Genomic DNA, 16274 nt, shown 5'->3' on the forward strand with positions numbered 1-16274 from the left:
GTTCGCCCACGGCTATAAGAGCGTGGCAGACCCACCTCCTCTATGACCATCTACACCGGCCGCGGCGACCAGGGGCAGACGGACCTGCGGACGATGGACCGCGTCTCGAAGGACTCCCGCCGCATCGAGGCCTACGGCACCGTCGACGAGGTCAACGCCCTCGTCGGCGTCGTCAGACCGACGGGCTACGACGACCTGGACGACCACCTCCGGGAGGTCCAGAACCACCTCCACATCGTGCAGGCCGACTTCGCGAACCCGCAACCCGACGAGGACGACCCCCAGATAACCGAGGCTCACGTCGAGGAGATAGAGGCCATCATCGACGAGGCCAACGAGGAACTGGACCCGCTGGAGTCGTTCATCCTGCCCTCCGGGTCCGAACCCGGCGCGAAGCTCCACCACGCGCGGGCGGTCTGTCGCCGGGCCGAGCGTCGCTCCGTCTCGCTGGCCGCCGAGGAGGCCGGCGTCAACGAGACGGCCATCGTCTACCTGAACCGCCTCTCCGACGCGCTGTTCACCCTCGCGCGGCTGGTGAACAAGCGCGAGGGCGTCCGCGAGGAGAGCCCGGACTACTGAGGACTTTCTCTGCATTTTTCCGCGTCGGGCTGTTCCGTCGAGGCAAGAATGTCGGACACAGTCGCGCCTGACGTGACGGTACGGGGTCCCGACGGCGACCCCGAAGTGACGGTCGTGGCGGGGATACACGGCGACGAACCCAGCGGGGTGCGCGCCATCCAGCGGGTCCTCGACGCGGGCCACGAGTTCGAGCGCCCGGTGCAGTTCGTCTACGCGAACCCGCCGGCGCTGGCGGCCGACCGCCGCTACGTCGACGTGGACCTGAACAGGGCGTTCCCGGGCGACCCGGACGGCGAGGCCCAGGAGGAGCGACTCGCCGCCGAACTGCTCGACGTCGTCGGCGACACGCCCACGCTCTCGCTGCACGCGACACACTCGCAACCGGAACCGATGACGCTGGTCTCGCGCGAGTACCCGACGGCGCTCGAGACGGCGGCGGCGCTCCCGACGCCGTCGGTCGTAGACACGAGTCGGAACGTCGACGGGACGCTGAACCAGTTCGCGCCCGTGGTCACGGTCGAGGCGGGGCGACAGCGGACCGAGGACGCGACGGACACGGCGACGATGCTCGTCGAGACGTTCCTCCGGATTCACGACGTGCTCCCGGGCGCCATCCCCGAGGGCGACCCGACGTTCTACGAACTGGACGATGTCGTGGAGAAGCCCGACGACGCGCCGCCGGGCGCGGCGTGCAAGGAACTGTACGACCTCGAGGCCGAGAACTTCGAACTGGTCCAGGAGGGCACCGTCTGGGCGACCATCGACGGCGAACAGGTCCTCGCGGACGAACCGTTCGTCCCCATCCTGATGTCCGAGTGTGGCTACCAGGACATCTTCGGCTACAAGGGGTTCGTCGCCGGCGAGACCCTCTCGGACGCGCGGACGTACTGGGAGCGGGACTGACCGTCGAGAGCCGACGGGAGTGCTCGTCGGCTCCGGACGGTCTGCCCACCAGCTACTTGTCGGATGGTACCGTGGTGCAGACCGATGGCAGCGACGTTCGAACTATACACCGACAGTGCAGACCAGTGGCGGTGGCGGCTCCGCCACTCGAACGGCAACATCATCGCCGACAGCGGCGAGGGCTACGCCAGCAAGGCGAAGGCCAAACAGGGTATCGAGAGCGTGAAGTCCAACGCCCCGGACGCCGACGTCGAAGCGCAGTGACGACCGGCACGGGTTCGCAATAGCAAAGTGACCGGCCCGGAACGGTGAGGTATGAAAGCGACCGCGAAAGCCCACCCCATCCAGGGGCTGGTCAAGTATCACGGGATGCGCGACGAGGAGCTCCGGCTCCCGTACCACGACAGCATCTCGGTCTGTACGGCGCCGAGTCACTCGAAGACCACCGCCGAGTTCGACCCGGCCCGCGAGGACGACACGTACGTCATCGACGGCGAGGCGGTCGAGGGCCGCGGGGCCGAGCGCATCGACGCCGTCGTCGACCACGTCCGGGAACTGGCGGGCATCGACCACGGCGTCCGCTTCGAGTCGACGAACAACTTCCCGACCAACATCGGCTTCGGCTCGTCCTCGTCGGGCTTCGCCGCCGCCGCGATGGCGCTGGTCGAGGCCGCCGGACTGGACATGACGCGACCGGAGATATCGACGGTCGCCCGCCGCGGCTCCTCGTCGGCCGCCCGCGCCGTCACCGGCGCCTTCTCGCATCTGCGGACCGGGATGAACGACAAGGACTGCCGGAGCGAGCGCATCGAGACCGACCTCGAGGACGACCTGCGCGTCGTCGCCGGGATGGTCCCGTCCTACAAGGAGACGGAGGCCGCCCACGCCGAGGCCGCCGACAGCCACATGTTCGAGGCCCGGATGGCCCACATCCACGGCCAGATATCCGACATGCGCGACGCCCTCTACGACGCCGACTTCGACCGGGCGTTCGAACTCGCGGAACACGACTCGCTCTCGCTGGCGGCGACGACGATGACCGGGCCCGCGGGGTGGGTGTACTGGCAACCCCGCACCATCGAGATTTTCAACGCCGTGCGGGAACTGCGCTCGGAGCACGACGTCCCGGTCTACTTCTCGGTGGACACCGGCGCGAGCGTCTACGTCAACACCACCGAGCAGTACGTCGACCGGGTCGAGGAGACGGTCGTGGACTGCGGCGTCGACACCCGCGTCTGGGAGGTCGGCGGCCCCGCCCGCGTCCTCGGCGAGGACGCCGCGCTGTTCTGAGCCGACTTCTGACCGACCGGCTGGAACAGGACTATCCCGCTCCGGACCCTACCAGTGGCCATGCGCGTCGCCGTTCTCGGTGCCGGATACGCCGGCCTGACACTCGCTCGCTCGCTCGAACGGACACTCCCGGAAGCCGCGGACCTCGTCGTCGTCGACGAGCAACGCGACCACCTCGTCCAGCACGAACTCCACCGGGTCGTCCGACGACCCTCGCTCGCCGACGACATCACGGTCCCGCTGACCGAGGTGCTCGACTGCGAGGTTCGGCGGGCCGCGGTCACGGAGGTCGACGCCGATGCGGGCGCGGCGACGCTACGAACGGGAGACGGTGAGGAGACGCTGGAGTACGACGTCGGAGCGGTGTGTCTGGGTGCCGAGACGGCCTACTACGACCTCCCGGGTCTGCGAGCGCACGCGACGCCGCTGAAGCGCCTCGACCACGCCCGAGAGATACGCGAGGACTTCCTCGGACTCGACGACGGCGACCGGGTCGTCGTCGGCGGCGCGGGCCTCTCCGGCGTCCAGGTGGCCGGCGAACTCGCGGCGCTGGCCGACGAGGAGGGCGTCGACGTCGAGGTGCTCCTGTTGGAACAGGAGGACGCGGTCGCACCGACGTTCCCCGAGTCGTTCCAGCGAGCGGTCCACGACTCGCTGGTCGACGCCGGCGTGACGGTGCGAACGGGAACTGGCGTCTCGGGCGCCGAGGCGGACTCCGTCCGACTCGAGTCGGGCGAGGACCTCGCCTACGACCAGCTCGTCTGGACCGGCGGGATTCAGGGGTCGGCAGCGCTCCACGACGAACGCCCGGTCGTCCGGGCGGACCTCCGACTGGGCGAGTCGACGTTCGCGGTCGGGGATGCCGCCCGCGTCGTGGACAGCGACGGCGAGGCGGTGCCGGCCAGCGCCTCGGCCGCCATCCGCGAGGCCCGGGTCGCGGCCGACAACGTCGCGGCACTCGTCGACCACCGCCTCGACGGCGACGGCGGGTTCGAACCGCGCCTCACGCAGTACCACTTCGACGTGCCGGGGTGGCTCGTCTCCGTGGGGAACGACGCCGTCGCGAAGGTCGGTCCGACGGTGCTGACCGGCCGGGCGGCGCTCGCGCTGAAGACGACGGTCGGCGCGGGCTACCTCGGGAGCGTGGGTGCCATCCAGAACGCGACGGACCTCGTCCGAGAGGAGCTGAACGTGGCGGTCGACGAGGCGGACGTCGACGCGGACGTCTCGGACGTGGTCGACGTCTCGGAGAAGTAGGCCGCTCAGTCCTCGCCGGTCGCCGCCGCGAGCGCGTCGTCGGGTTCGACCCAGATGACGAACTGGTCGTGGTCCTCCCGGTCGACGACGCCGCGGACGTACTCGGCGTCGACCGGCGGGTCGTTGACCTCCGACTCGGCGACCGGGACGACCTGCCGGACGCTGTCGACGACCCACCCGACGGCGCCCTGCTCCTCGAACACCTCGGGGTCGAAGACGACGATGAGGTCCTGACTGCCGTCCTCGGTTATGTCCATCATCTGCTTCGGTTCGAGGATGGTCGTGATCTGGCCGCGCAGGTCGACGACGCCCTCGACGTAGTCGGGCGTGTTCGGGACACGCGTCACGGCGTCGCGCTTGACGATCTCCTCGACGTACTCGATGTCGAGGCAGTAGTACTCCTCGCCGAGGGCGAACTCCAGCACCCGGACGAGCTCCTCGGTCTGGGTCGACGCCTCGTCCACCCCGGCACCGCGCGCGCCCTCCGTCCGACCGGTCCCGCCGGCCGCCATCGCCTCCTCGAGGAGCTGCTGGTCGGGTAGTTCGACGCCGGTCGGTCCCTGCATCGGGGACGCCGTCGCCGAGACGTCGCCGGTCTGGGTCCCCGCACCGACGTCGGCGTCGGTCCCCTCGCCCGTGATCTGTGCGGCGGCGGCCGCAGCCCGTTGGGCGACCTCCGTCGGGTCCGCCTCGGAGCCCGGGTCCGCGCCGTCGACCTCCGTCTCGGCGTCGCCCTCTGTGGCCGTCTCGACGGGGTCGTCGTCGGCGTCGTCGGCCGTCGAGGCCCGGTCGGCGGCGCCCTCGTCTACCGGTTCGGCGCCGGTCGCCTCGTCGTCCGCCTCGCTGTCCGTCGACGCGTCCGACTCGCCGTCGTCGGGTTCGTCGTCGTTCCTGTGCCCCGTGCGCATCTCCCTGATGCGCTCTGCTCGGTCCATGCGGTCGTCGTCACTCATGCTGTTACCTCCGTGTAGCCGAACTGCTCGTCGAGCGTCGCGGCGATGTCGCTGAAGACGTCGGCCATGTCACAGCGCTCCTCGGTCGCGAAGACGGACTTCCCCTCGGTGTAGGCCCGCTGGAGGGCCACGCGCTTGCGGACCTCCCACACGGGGCTGTCCGGGAACGCGGCGTCGAACCACTCCAGCATCATCTCGTCCTCCGAGGTCGTCTCGATGCGGTTCGCCACCACGCCCAGCGTCCCGACGGTGGCGCCGGTCTGGCGCTCCATGGCGGCCATCTGGTCCATCAGGAGCTCGATGGCGCGCTCGGAGGTGGCCTCCGCCAGCGCCGGGATGAGGATGTGGCCGGCGGCGTACACGCCGGTGTCGGTCAGTTTCCCGTAGAACGGCGGGGAATCGATGACCACGTAGTCGTAGCCCGTCACCGTCTCCAGGGCGCGGTCCAGCGTGTCCAGCGCGTGGTCGCCGGTCACCGTCGCCGGCGTGACGTTGACGGCGAACTGCGAGAGCGCCGCCGGGTCGACGTCGTGCCCCTGCGTGCGGACTCTGGCGATGAGGTCCGCGATGGTCAGTTCGTGTTCCGCCTGGAGCATGTCGATGCTGGAGGGGACCACGTCCATCTCCTCGTGTTCGACCACGAGGTCACCCAGCAGCGCGGGGTCGCCCGTCAGGGCGTCGAACAGCGTCGGTGGCTGGGCGTCGTACGCCTCGGTCAGGCCCAACCCCTCCGTCGCGTTGCCCTGCGGGTCGAGGTCCACGAACAGGACGTCCCGGCCGCGGTCGTTCAACGCACCGGCTACGTTGATGGCTACCGTCGTCTTGCCGGTCCCGCCCTTCGCGTTCGTCACGCAGATGCGGGCGGGGTCGGTCGTTGCGTGCCGGCTCATCGTCGAAGTGGCTCCACCTCGGTCGTGGGTCACTATAAAAATACGCCCCCGATTATCAACGGCGTAACTCGGGGCCGGCGGACGAATCGGCGGGCAGGCGGCGTGAGCGAGCGTCTGACGGCAGTCAGACGGGGTGCAAGATTTAACTTAGCGTAGATAAAATGGAGACAACATGACTATCAATCCGCGCGACTACGACCTCGACGAGTTGCGCGAGATGGCTCGCAAGCGCGGTGACCGGAGCGGTGGGCTGGGTGACGACGAGGAGATGCCCGACCCGTCGAACCTGGGCGTGGGACTCGAAGACGCCGACGAGGAGGTGCTGGCGGGCAGTTCCTTCCGGTCGGGGCTGTACCGCGAACTGCTCCCGTTCCTCGCCGGCGACGGGCAGGAGAAACCGTATCTCGCCTCGCTGCCCGAGACGTACGCCGCCGAGTTCGTCGTCTTCGAGTGGCTGGAGTTCCTGCTGATGCACTCCGGGTACCAGGGCGCCGACGAGGCGCTGGCCTACTACGAGTCCATCGACTGGATAACCGAGGAGGTCGAGGCGGCCCTCTCGGACTACCTGCTGGGCATCGACGAGTCCTCGACCAACGACGCCAACGACCTCAGCGTCGACGACCACATGCTGAGTCTGGTGTACATCGCGAAGCTCACCGCGATGACCTGAGGTCGGTATCAGCGCTGATTCTTGACGTGAGGTTATATACCGGGCCGGCGACAACACGCCACCGTACATGAGTGACGACGACGCGGAGGCCAGTGGTGGAAGCGGCCGTTCGGTCCCTATCGGTGTGAAACTCGGTAGCACCCGGACGGTCATCGCCCTCCCCGACGAACACGGGACCGAGAACCGCATCATCAAGACGCTGACCTGCATGGCCACCTACGAGGACGCGCTGACCGGCGAGGAGAAGGTCCTCTACGGCGAGGAGGCCGCCCGCGAGTACCCCGACCGCGTGCAGTACATGCTCCGGTCGGGCCTGCCGGAGGACAGCGACCGCGCGGAGATGACGAAGACGTTCTTCGAGGCCCTCATCGAGGAGAACGACCTCCCGGCCGACAGCGGTGTCGTCTACGCCATCCCGACCATCGACAACCCGGCCGGACTGGAGAACCTCCGGTCGGTCATCGAGGACTCCTCCATCGGCCTCGACATGGTCGAGAGCTACCCCGAGTCGCTGTGTGGCTCTATCCCCGCCTTCGGCGACGACCTTGAGGCCATCGACGAGATCTTCATCTCGGTGAACATGGGGTCGACGAACCTCGAAGCGTCCGCCTACCGCCGCGGCGAGCAGCTCGCGCCGTTCACGACGGGCGCGGTCACCGGCAACGAGGTCGACCGGATGATAGCGAACTACGTCGAGGAGGAGACACAGGGCCGGGTCAACATCGACACCCAGACCGCCCGCGAGTACAAGGAGGAACACGCCGACTTCGAGGCGTTCGAGCCGTTCACGGACATCATCCAGCAACCCGGCGGCGGCACCCACGAGTTCACCATCGAGCGCTCGGTGATGGACGCCGTCGACGAGTACCTGGACGACGCCGTCGACGAACTCGCCAACACGTTCCTACCCGAGCTGGCCAACGACTACATGAAGGTGTACCAGCTGGCGCTGGACCGCCCCGTCGTCCTCACCGGTGGGATGGCCTGCATCCCCGGCATCGTCGAGGAGTTCGAGCGGCGGCTCAGCGAGGAACTGAACCGCGAGATAGCGGCGACAGCGGCCGACCAACCGGACGTCGCGCCGACCGTCGGGGCACAGCGCATCGCCGCCCGCCTCGTCGAGAACAGCTGACTACCCGCTCCAGCAGTCGAGCCACCGCTCGACGACCGGCCGCATCGCCCGGTCGCGCCGCGGCCGCTCACCCGAGAGGATGGCGAACACGTCGGTGTCGATCCGGACGTCGAGTCCCCCCTCGACACGGTTCTGTCCCCCACTGTGGTCCGTCGTCTCCAACCGTACCCGTGGCATGGCGCTGGCTATGCAACCATGAACTGTAAACCTCAGTCAGACGCCCGTCTGCCGTCCTGTCATCGGAACCACTTCACACGAAGGTAACTGCTGGACGGCTCCCGAATCAGCCCGGCGGACCGAGAAAGTAAGGCGGATACCGGAAAATTCCACCGAATATTATCGGATTAGATAAGTGAATATCATAGTCACCGACGCTGTACGTCGCACTGATGGGTCAGGTTATCAAAGTAGATAATCGAGGGGGTGCGACGCCCGACGTGCTCACTCGGACCGGACAGGGTGGGTTCCTGTCCGCGGGCTATCTCTGCGACCAGCCGGCGGTGGCGGTCCTCGACGACGCCGAGACGCCGCAGTTCGTCCTCACGAACCGCAAGAACGGCGTCAGTATCGAGTCTCCGGAGTCGACCGATCACGTCACGCCGGGCAGCGGGTATCGGACGGTCGCCGTCCTGACCGACCGCCGCGTCGTCGTTCTGGTGGGTGACGCGGACGGCGACACGCAGTTCTCGGTGCCGCTGGTCGAGGTCGAACAGGTCGAACACACGACGAGCATCCGGCGCGGTCGGCTCACCTTCCGCCGCGAGGGTGGGTCGACGTGGCACGTCCACACCGGGACCGACGGCCTGGCCGAGGTCGCCGACTACCTCGCCGCCGCCTCGCAGGCCTGGATACGCGTCGAGAACGAGTGCAACAGGGTGACACAGACGCTCGTCACCGCCAGGGACCACCGGGACGACGGCGCGTACGACGAGGCGCTCTCGACCGCCCGCCGCGCCGAGGACCACCTCGAAACCGCGCGGGCGACGGCGTTGCGGTTCTCGACGGACCGGCCCGGCGACGCCCTCCGGAAGCGACTGGACCCGGTCGAATCGCGCTGTGTGAACACCGTCGCCGAGATCCGGGTCGGCCGCGCCAGACAGGCCACGGACGAGGGCGAGGCCCGCTGGCGCGAGGACGACTACGAGGCCGCCTACGAGGCCTACGAGCGCGCCCGGAGCGAGTACGAGGCCGTCCTGTCGCTCGACCAGACCCGCCTCGACGACGTCGAGTCGATACGCGAGGAACGGGAGCGCCTCGACCGGATCGTCGGCCACCTCGAACAGTCGCCGCTCCGCCGCGCCGTCAGGGCCGACAACGCGGCCGCGGACGCGGACGACCCGGCGGTCGCGGCCGACCGCTGGACGGAGGCGATGGCTCACTACCGGCGCGTGCTGGAACTGGACTGGGGGAGCGGCGACCGGCGTTTCGCCGGGGACCCCGAGAAGGTGCGCGAGCGACTCGGGACGGTCGCGGAGCAACTCACCGGGGCCCAGCGGGCAGTCGCCGTCGACGCCATGCGGGCCGGCGACTGGTACAGCGACGCCGAGCAGTACGAGGCCGCGCTCGCGGAGTTCGAGGCCGCGGCCGAGGCCTTCGAGACGGCGCTCGCGACGGCCCGGGACTGCTACCCGGACGCCGTCGACCACCTCGAGGCGGAGCGCGAGGCGGTCTCCCAGCGTATCGAGCGGACCGAAGCGATACTGGCCGGCGACGAGGTGGGCGACCACATCGACGGGGACGGCGACCCGGACCACTCGGTGACGGCGACCATCGGCGACCCGGTCCCCGACGACGACGGGCCGACGGCTATCGAGGCGGCCATCGAGGCCACCGCGACCCGACCCGGACCGTCGCTCACCGGCGGGGGTGTCCCGGAGTCGACGGCGGCGCGCCTCCGCCGACTCGACAAGCGGGAGCTGACGACGGTGGTGGCCGAGGCCCTCGACGAGACGGTGTGGTCGGCGGCCGAGGCCGACGGGTCGCCGTTCGACCTGCTCGCCCGGCGGGACGACCACGTGATGGGCGTCGTGGTCGCCGACACGCGGGACGAGACGGTGGGTGCGGCCGCCGTCGAGCGCTGCGCGGACCGCGCGGCCGAGGGCGACGTCGACGCGGTGGCGCTCGCGGCGGCGGTACCGCTCGAGGACGGGCTCTCGTCGCTCGCGGCCGAGCGCGACGTCCGGGTCCTCGACGGTGGGTCGCTCTCGGCTATCGTCGACGCACAGGACGTCGCGCTCCCAGAGTCGACGCGGCGCGTCCTCGAAGAGTAACCGACACCTCGCGCGGTCCGCGCAGACGCCGAACACCGGCCGCGCGACCCGGTGTACCCTCGGTCCGGCCTCGGCGCGGGCCGACTCGGTGGCGCTCTGGCGGGCGAATCGACCGAGAGCGCCCCGGGAGAACCAACGCTTAATACCGGCGACAGTCTATCATCAACTATAATGTACTGTTCGCACTGTGGGACACGGATGACGTACAACGACGAGACGACGAAGCTCACGGAGTTCGTCTGTCCGGACTGCCACGACACGCTCATCGACTGGAAGGCGGAGGCCCGGGGCGCGCGCATCGACTGACACGGGGGTTCGGTTCTCGCCCGGTCTGCGGACGGTTCTGCCGCCCGTCCGCGCACGTTCGCGCAGGAACAGACACGAACGATTGCCGAATCCTTTTATATTTGAAGGGGTGAGTACCTCCAATGGTAGAGTCGCTACGTGTCGGTTGTCTGTTCGTCGACGCCTGTTCCGACGAACAGGCAGCAGCGTACGAGTGGTGCGAGGAGGCGTTCGACGACGTCAAGCGGTGTTCTCTCGCAACTGTCGACCCGACCGACTACGACGTCCTCTGGTGGCACCGCGACGACCCCTTCGACGGCGACGCCGTCGCGGGCCCCGCAGGGGAGGCACTCGCTGCCTACGTCCGGTCCGGCGGGGCGCTCCTGCTGACCCTCGGTGCGATGACCGCCGTCGAACCGCTGGGGTTCGACCCGGTCGGCCCCGACGCGGTCGGGTGGGAGGAGATTCCGGAACCCACGGGCCCGCTCTGGAAGGCGCTGTACGCGGACCACCCGGTCGCCGAGGGGTTCGACACGCTCCGCGTCCACACCCGCGGTCCCGGGGTGACGGTGCCCTACGCGCGCTACGAACACGTCGCGCCGATGGAGGGCGACGTCCTCGCCAGCACGGCGCGGGGCGACACCGACGTGGTGAAGGGGATGGCCACCGTCGTCTGGCACCCCGACGAGGGCCGCGTCCTCGGTATCGGTTCGGCCGTCTCCTTCCGCCAGCCGACCCACGACATCTGTCACCGCAACCGCGAGACGCTCGTCTCGAACGCCCTGACCCACCTCGCCGACGGCGACGCGGTCCGGTTGACCGGCCGCCCGAAGGACGTGGCGACGCTCACGGCGATGCGCGAGGCGCTGGGCGACGACTCGCTCCGCCCGACGTACCACGTCACCTCGCCGGCCAACTGGCTCAACGACCCGAACGGCCTCATCCACTGGAACGGCCAGTACCACCTGTTCTATCAGTACAACCCGACCGGCCCCTTCCACAACACCATCCACTGGGGCCACGCGGTCAGCGACGACCTGATACACTGGGAGGACAAGCCGGTCGCGCTCTCGCCGTCGCCGGACGGCCCGGACCGGGACGGCTGTTGGTCCGGGTGTGCGGTGGACGACGGCGGCACGGCGACCATCCTCTACACCGGCGGGCGGGACAAGAAGCAGTTGCCCTGTATCGCGACGGCGGCCGACGAGGAGCTCTCCGCGTGGGTCAAAGACCCCGACAACCCGGTCATCGAGGCGACGCCCGCCGAACCCGAGGTCCTCCGGACCGAGGACTGGGAGGGCGAGTTCCGCGACCACTGCGTCTGGCGCGAGGACGGCGTCTGGCACCAGCTCATCGGCGCGGGCATGGAAGACGGCGGCGGCACGGCCCTGCTGTACGTCTCCGAGAACCTCCGGGACTGGGAGTACCGCGGCCCCATCCTCAGCGGTGACCGCGACACCGCGGGCACCGTCTGGGAGTGTCCGGAACTGCTGGACTTCGGCGACCGGCACCTCCTGCACGTCTCGAACTACGAGGACGTGGTGTACTTCCTCGGCACCTACGAGGACGGGGAGTTCACGCCCGAACGCCGGGACAAACTCGACCACGGCGACTTCTACGCGCCCCAGTCGATGTGGACCGACGACGGCCGCATCCTCACGTGGGGCTGGATTCCGGAGGCGCGGGACGTGAGCGCACAGTGGGACGCTGGCTGGTCGGGCGCCATGTCGCTCCCGCGGGAGCTGACGCTGGCCGACGACGGCGGCCTCTGTCAGCGGCCCGCGCCCGAACTGACGGACCTCCGCGGGACCAACACCCACCACGACGAACTCCGGCTCTCCAGCGGTGACCGCCGGCGCCTGGACGTCGAGAGCCGCGCGTTCGAACTGCGTGCGACGGTCCGACTCGAGGACGCCGAGGCGGTCGAACTCTCCGTGCTGGAGACGCCCGACCGCGTCGAACGGACGCCGGTCCGCTACACGCGCGACAGCGAGATACACGTCGACCGCTCGGAGTCGAGTCGGGACCCACAGGCGACGACCGCCACCCAGCGGATGCGGGTCACGCCGTACGACTCGCCCCTGTCGCTGCGCGTGTTCGTCGACGGGAGCGTCGTCGAGGTGTTCGCCAACGAGCGCCACTGCCTGACCAGCCGCGTCTACCCGTCCGACGAGGACGCCACGGGCGTCTCGCTGGCGGCCGAGGGCGGCCGCGCGACGGTGGCGTCGCTCGACGTGTGGGAGATGGAGAGCGCGTGGGCCGCCGAGCGGGACCCGAGTTCCCGATAGAACCGTCCGCGGCTCAGGCGCCGTAGCCGCCCCGGCCGTCGTCCTCGGCCCGCGCACGGCGTATCAGTTCCCGCTCGGTCGGCGGCAGTCGCTCACCGGTCATCGGGACGTGCCAGTGACCGAGTTTCCCGACGATGCGCGTCGTCGTCCCCTGCACGTCCAGCCGGAGCGTCGGACCGAGCGTCCCGCCGAACCGCCGCATCTGCTCCGACTCCGGGAGGTGTGCGATCTCGTCCAGCGTCTCCCCCGCGAAGTCGTAGTAGTTGAAGAAGCTCTGGACGAGCACCTCGTCGTCGTGGGGGAACGCCATCCACGAGTACGACTGGAACGGCGCGTTCTCGGGGTTCGTCGCGACGAGACCCGACCCGTTCAGCGGGACGTAGTCGCCCCGGAGGTCCTCGGCGACGAAGCCGTACAGCGCGTCGTACCCCTCCAGCCCCGGGGCGAACGTGTGGAGGTGGCTGGAGATGAACAGGTAGTACAGGCCGTCCCTGTAGACGATGTGCGGGCGTTCGAGCTCCTGGTTGACGCCGACGGCGTCCAGTAGCGGGTCCTCCAGTTCCCACGCCAGCGGGTCGCCCGTCGGCGAGCGAGCGATGCCGACGCTGCCGTTGTACCCCTGCTGGGCGGCGTCGCCGTCGCAGACGTCGCTCCCCTCGGGGACGGGGGAGTTGGCCTCGAAGAGGAGCCACGTCTCGCCCGTCTCGGGGTCCTCGAAGAACCACGGGTCCCGGAAGGTGTATATCATCGCGCGGGACTGGTCCTCGCGCTCGTAGCGCTCGCCGTCGGGGTGGAGGAGTTCGTGGTGGGTCCACGGACCGCGCAGCGAGAACCCGTCGGTCGTGTCGATGGTGCCACCGCCGGCGCCGACGATGCGCTGGCCGTAGGTGAGGTCGTCCGCGCCGTCCTCGCCGGCGGCGGTGTAGAACAGGTACACCGAGCCGTCGTCGTCGTACAGCGCCGACCCGGCCCACTGGCGCTGGCCCAGCGCGTCCTCGAAGACCGGGCCGCCGTCGGACCAGTTGCGCCCGTCGTCCGAGTAGAAACAGCGGATGGTCGCCACGTCGTGGCGCTTGCCCGGCAGGAGGTCCGAGGGCGCGGTCAGCGAGAAGCAGACGCGGTAGCCGTCAACCTCGGCGAGTGTGCCGTCCCGGTTGCGCAGGAGCCACGTGTCCCAGATGTGGAGGTGCGGAATCTGGTCGTCCTCGGGCGGGTAGAAGACGGGCGCGACGGTGTCGTCGCTCCGCTCGATGCGTGCCGCGTGCTCGCGTGTCCAGCCGGCGCGGGCTCTGAAACCCGGTGCCCCGTCGCCGAGCGAGTCGTGGGTCATGCATCGGTGTGCGTCCACGACCGGGATAAGGGTTTCTGGATGACTACAACTGCTGTTGTATATGCGTTTCTGTCCGTTTCGGGACCACCTACTCCGCGGTCCCCTCGAACTCCTCGGCGTCGACGCGCGAGAGGCGCATCGCGTTGCCGGTGACGCCGACGGTCATCCCGGCGTCACCGAGCAACACCGCCAGCGCGACGCCGACGTAGCCGGTGACCGCGCCGACCGCCAGCAGGAGCTTCAGGCCCAGACTGGACCAGACGTTCTGCTGGATGACGCCGGTGGCCTTCTTCGAGAGGGTCGCGAGGTAGGGGAGTCGCGCGATGTCGTCGCCCAGCAGCGCGATGTCGGCCGTCTCGATGGCCGCGTCGCTCCCGGCCGCCCCCATCGCGATGCCGACCGTCGCCGTCGCCAGCGCCGGCGCGTCGTTGACGCCGTCGCCGACCATCGCCACGTCGTCGTACTCCGCCAGCAGTTCCTCGACGGCGGCCACCTTCTCGTCGGGCAGTAGCTCGGCGCGGTAGTCGGTGATGCCGACCTGTTCGGCGATGGCGCGGGCCGTGCGCTCGTTGTCGCCGGTGAGCATCACCGGTTCGATGCCGAGGTCGCGCAGGCGCTGGACCGTCTCGGCGGCGCCCGGGCGCAGTTCGTCGGCGACGGCGACGACCCCCTCGAGCGAGTCCTCCGTCCCGACCAGCACCACGGTCTTGCCCTCGTCCTGTAGCCGCGGGATGGTGTCCTCGACGAGGTTGAGACAGCCCTGCCGGTCACACAGCTCGCGGACCTCGCCGGCCAGTTCGCCGGAGGGGTCGACGACGTGGGCGTGGTCCAGTTCGAAGCCGAGGTCGTCGAACAGGCCGGGCTTGCCGGCGTAGTGGCGCGTCCCGTCGAGGGTCGCCTGCACGCCCTCGCCGGTCAGGCTCTCGAAACTCGTCGGCTCGGTCGCCTCGACGGCCGCCGCCTCGGCGTGGGCGACGATGGCCTCGCCGATGGGGTGTTCGGACCGCGTCTCGAGGCCGCGCGCACACCGGAGCACGTCCGTCTCGGTGCGGTCACCGACGGGCACGACGTCGGTGACGGAGAGTTCGCCCTTCGTCAGCGTCCCCGTCTTGTCGAGTGCTATCGCGTCGACGCCGCCCATCGCTTCGAGGTGGGTGCCGCCCTTCACGAGGACGCCGTGGCGGGCGGCGCTGGTGATGCCCGCGACGACGGTCACGGGCGTCGAGATGACGAACGCGCAGGGGCAGGCCAGCACGAGGAGGGTGATGCCGGTGACGAACCACTCGAGCCACGGCGCGCCGAGCAGGAGGGGTGGGCCGACGGTGACGGCGACGGCCAGCGCCACCATCAGTGGCGTGTAGTAGTTCGAGAACCGCTCGACGAACTGCTCGCGCTCGGTCTTCTTCGCCTCGGCGTCCTCGACGAGCCGGATGACCTGCGAGAGGGTGTCCTCGCCGGGCGGTGCGGTCACCTGCAGTTCGAGGTAGCCGCCCTCGTTCATCGTCCCCGCGTAGACGGCGTCGCCGGGGACCTTGTCGACCGGGACGGACTCGCCGGTGACCGGGGACTCGTCGACGGCCGACTCGCCCTCCAGCACGTCGCCGTCGGCCGGTATCTTCTCGCCCGGCCGGACGACCACGCGGTCGCCGACACGCACGTCGTCGACGGGGACGGTGACCTCCTCGCCGTCCCGCAGGACCGTCGCCTCGTCGGGCGCGAGGTCGACCAGCTCCCGCAGGGAGTTCCGGGCGCGGTCCATCGCGTACCCCTCCAGCAGCTCGGCGATGCTGAACAACACGGCGAGCGTCGCCGCCTCGACGTACAGCGTCTCGTCGCCGACCACCGAGGCCGTGATGGCGCCGACGATGGCCGCCGACATCAGGAAGTCGATGCCGAGGTTCCGCTGGCGGGCGGCGACGACGCCACCGCGCAGTATCTCCTGGCCGGCCGCCGCGACGGCCCCCAGGAAGAGGAGGTCCGCGAGCGCGAACTCGACCAGTCCCAGCGGCCCGACCGGGCCGACGGCGGCGACCGGTATCGGGGCCAGTCCGAACTCGGCGAGGAGGCCGACGGCGAGCAACACGGCGCCGACGGCGGTCTTCTTCGCGCGGGCCGACTGCCAGACGGACGCGCGCTCGTCGCTCCTCGGCACGTCCGTCTCGTCGCCGTCGCTCGCGCTCTGGACCGGGTAGCCCGCCCGTTCGACGGCCGAGACCAGCGTCTCCCGGTCGACCGCGTCGGGGTCGAACGTGACTACCGCGATACCGCTCCCCGGGCGCGTGTCGACGGCCGTCACACCGGGGAGGTCGGCGACCGCCGAGTCGACCGTCGCCGCACAGGACGAACAGTCCATCTCCGGGATACGGAGGCGGAGGGTTCGTGCGTCCTCACTGCTCATACGCGACGGTAGTCGGCGGAATCTTATTA

Annotated in this window: 15 protein-coding genes; 10 read left to right on the plus strand and 5 right to left on the minus strand. The window is 69.6% G+C overall.

Going from position 1 to position 16274, the window contains the following annotated elements:
* Nucleotides 1–42 precede the first annotated feature (42 nt).
* From ACV7GQ_RS04180 to ACV7GQ_RS04200, 5 genes are all read left to right on the plus strand, one after another.
* The gene (locus ACV7GQ_RS04180) at nucleotides 43–579 is read left to right on the plus strand and encodes a cob(I)yrinic acid a,c-diamide adenosyltransferase (RefSeq protein ID WP_470312292.1); all 537 of its coding nucleotides are present in this window, start codon (nucleotides 43–45) and stop codon (nucleotides 577–579) included.
* Between the two features lie 48 nt (nucleotides 580–627).
* The gene (locus ACV7GQ_RS04185; RefSeq protein ID WP_470312293.1) at nucleotides 628–1482 is read left to right on the plus strand and encodes a M14 family metallopeptidase; all 855 of its coding nucleotides are present in this window, start codon (nucleotides 628–630) and stop codon (nucleotides 1480–1482) included.
* Nucleotides 1483–1566: 84 nt separating this feature from the next.
* Nucleotides 1567–1746 (plus strand): HVO_2922 family protein, encoded by a 180-nt coding sequence (locus tag ACV7GQ_RS04190; protein WP_470312294.1) that lies wholly within the window; start codon nucleotides 1567–1569, stop codon nucleotides 1744–1746.
* Between the two features lie 51 nt (nucleotides 1747–1797).
* Nucleotides 1798–2772, plus strand: coding sequence for a phosphomevalonate decarboxylase MvaD (gene mvaD, locus ACV7GQ_RS04195; protein ID WP_470312295.1), 975 nt, complete (start codon nucleotides 1798–1800; stop codon nucleotides 2770–2772).
* A 60-nt stretch (nucleotides 2773–2832) separates the two neighbouring features.
* Nucleotides 2833–4029: an NAD(P)/FAD-dependent oxidoreductase gene (locus ACV7GQ_RS04200; RefSeq protein ID WP_470312296.1), complete on the plus strand. Its 1197-nt coding sequence runs from the start codon at nucleotides 2833–2835 to the stop codon at nucleotides 4027–4029.
* Nucleotides 4030–4034: 5 nt separating this feature from the next.
* On the opposite strand, the gene ACV7GQ_RS04205 is transcribed toward ACV7GQ_RS04200, so the two are convergent.
* Nucleotides 4035–4982 carry a chemotaxis protein CheW gene (locus ACV7GQ_RS04205; protein WP_470312297.1) on the minus strand — a complete coding sequence of 316 codons (948 nt, stop codon included), beginning with the start codon at nucleotides 4980–4982 and terminating at the stop codon, nucleotides 4035–4037.
* Nucleotides 4979–5872 carry a ParA family protein gene (locus ACV7GQ_RS04210; RefSeq protein ID WP_470312298.1) on the minus strand — a complete coding sequence of 298 codons (894 nt, stop codon included), beginning with the start codon at nucleotides 5870–5872 and terminating at the stop codon, nucleotides 4979–4981. The genes ACV7GQ_RS04205 and ACV7GQ_RS04210 overlap by 4 nt, the downstream gene beginning before the upstream one ends.
* Before the next feature lie 172 nt (nucleotides 5873–6044).
* Between ACV7GQ_RS04210 and ACV7GQ_RS04215 the strand changes: the two genes are divergently transcribed.
* Together ACV7GQ_RS04215 and ACV7GQ_RS04220 are read left to right on the plus strand one after the other, a co-directional pair.
* Nucleotides 6045–6542 carry a FlaD/FlaE family flagellar protein gene (locus tag ACV7GQ_RS04215; RefSeq protein WP_470312299.1) on the plus strand — a complete coding sequence of 166 codons (498 nt, stop codon included), beginning with the start codon at nucleotides 6045–6047 and terminating at the stop codon, nucleotides 6540–6542.
* 67 nt (nucleotides 6543–6609) lie between these two features.
* Complete coding sequence (locus tag ACV7GQ_RS04220) at nucleotides 6610–7674, plus strand: hypothetical protein (RefSeq protein ID WP_470312300.1); 1065 nt, start codon at nucleotides 6610–6612, stop codon at nucleotides 7672–7674.
* Here ACV7GQ_RS04220 and ACV7GQ_RS04225 read toward each other — a convergent pair whose 3' ends face one another.
* Nucleotides 7675–7851: a hypothetical protein gene (locus ACV7GQ_RS04225; RefSeq protein WP_470312301.1), complete on the minus strand. Its 177-nt coding sequence runs from the start codon at nucleotides 7849–7851 to the stop codon at nucleotides 7675–7677.
* 212 nt (nucleotides 7852–8063) lie between these two features.
* On the opposite strand from ACV7GQ_RS04225, the gene ACV7GQ_RS04230 reads away from it, so the two are divergent.
* The 3 genes from ACV7GQ_RS04230 to ACV7GQ_RS04240 all read left to right on the plus strand — a co-directional run bounded on the left by ACV7GQ_RS04230 (nucleotide 8064) and on the right by ACV7GQ_RS04240 (nucleotide 12517).
* The gene (locus ACV7GQ_RS04230) at nucleotides 8064–9944 is read left to right on the plus strand and encodes a hypothetical protein (RefSeq protein ID WP_470312302.1); all 1881 of its coding nucleotides are present in this window, start codon (nucleotides 8064–8066) and stop codon (nucleotides 9942–9944) included.
* 171 nt (nucleotides 9945–10115) lie between these two features.
* Nucleotides 10116–10250 carry a hypothetical protein gene (locus ACV7GQ_RS04235; protein WP_470312303.1) on the plus strand — a complete coding sequence of 45 codons (135 nt, stop codon included), beginning with the start codon at nucleotides 10116–10118 and terminating at the stop codon, nucleotides 10248–10250.
* Nucleotides 10251–10372: 122 nt separating this feature from the next.
* A complete protein-coding gene (locus ACV7GQ_RS04240) occupies nucleotides 10373–12517 on the plus strand; it encodes a GH32 C-terminal domain-containing protein (protein ID WP_470312304.1) in 2145 nt (714 codons plus the stop codon).
* A gap of 13 nt (nucleotides 12518–12530) precedes the next feature.
* On the opposite strand, the gene ACV7GQ_RS04245 is transcribed toward ACV7GQ_RS04240, so the two are convergent.
* Entirely contained in the window at nucleotides 12531–13847 is a 1317-nt protein-coding gene (locus ACV7GQ_RS04245) for a glycoside hydrolase family 68 protein (RefSeq protein ID WP_470312305.1), read from the minus strand.
* An 88-nt stretch (nucleotides 13848–13935) separates the two neighbouring features.
* Nucleotides 13936–16245, minus strand: a complete 2310-nt coding sequence (locus ACV7GQ_RS04250; protein ID WP_470312306.1) for a heavy metal translocating P-type ATPase — start codon at nucleotides 16243–16245, stop codon at nucleotides 13936–13938.
* Nucleotides 16246–16274: the final 29 nt, after the last annotated feature.

This window comes from Haloarcula sp. MBLA0163 (genome assembly GCF_055632435.1).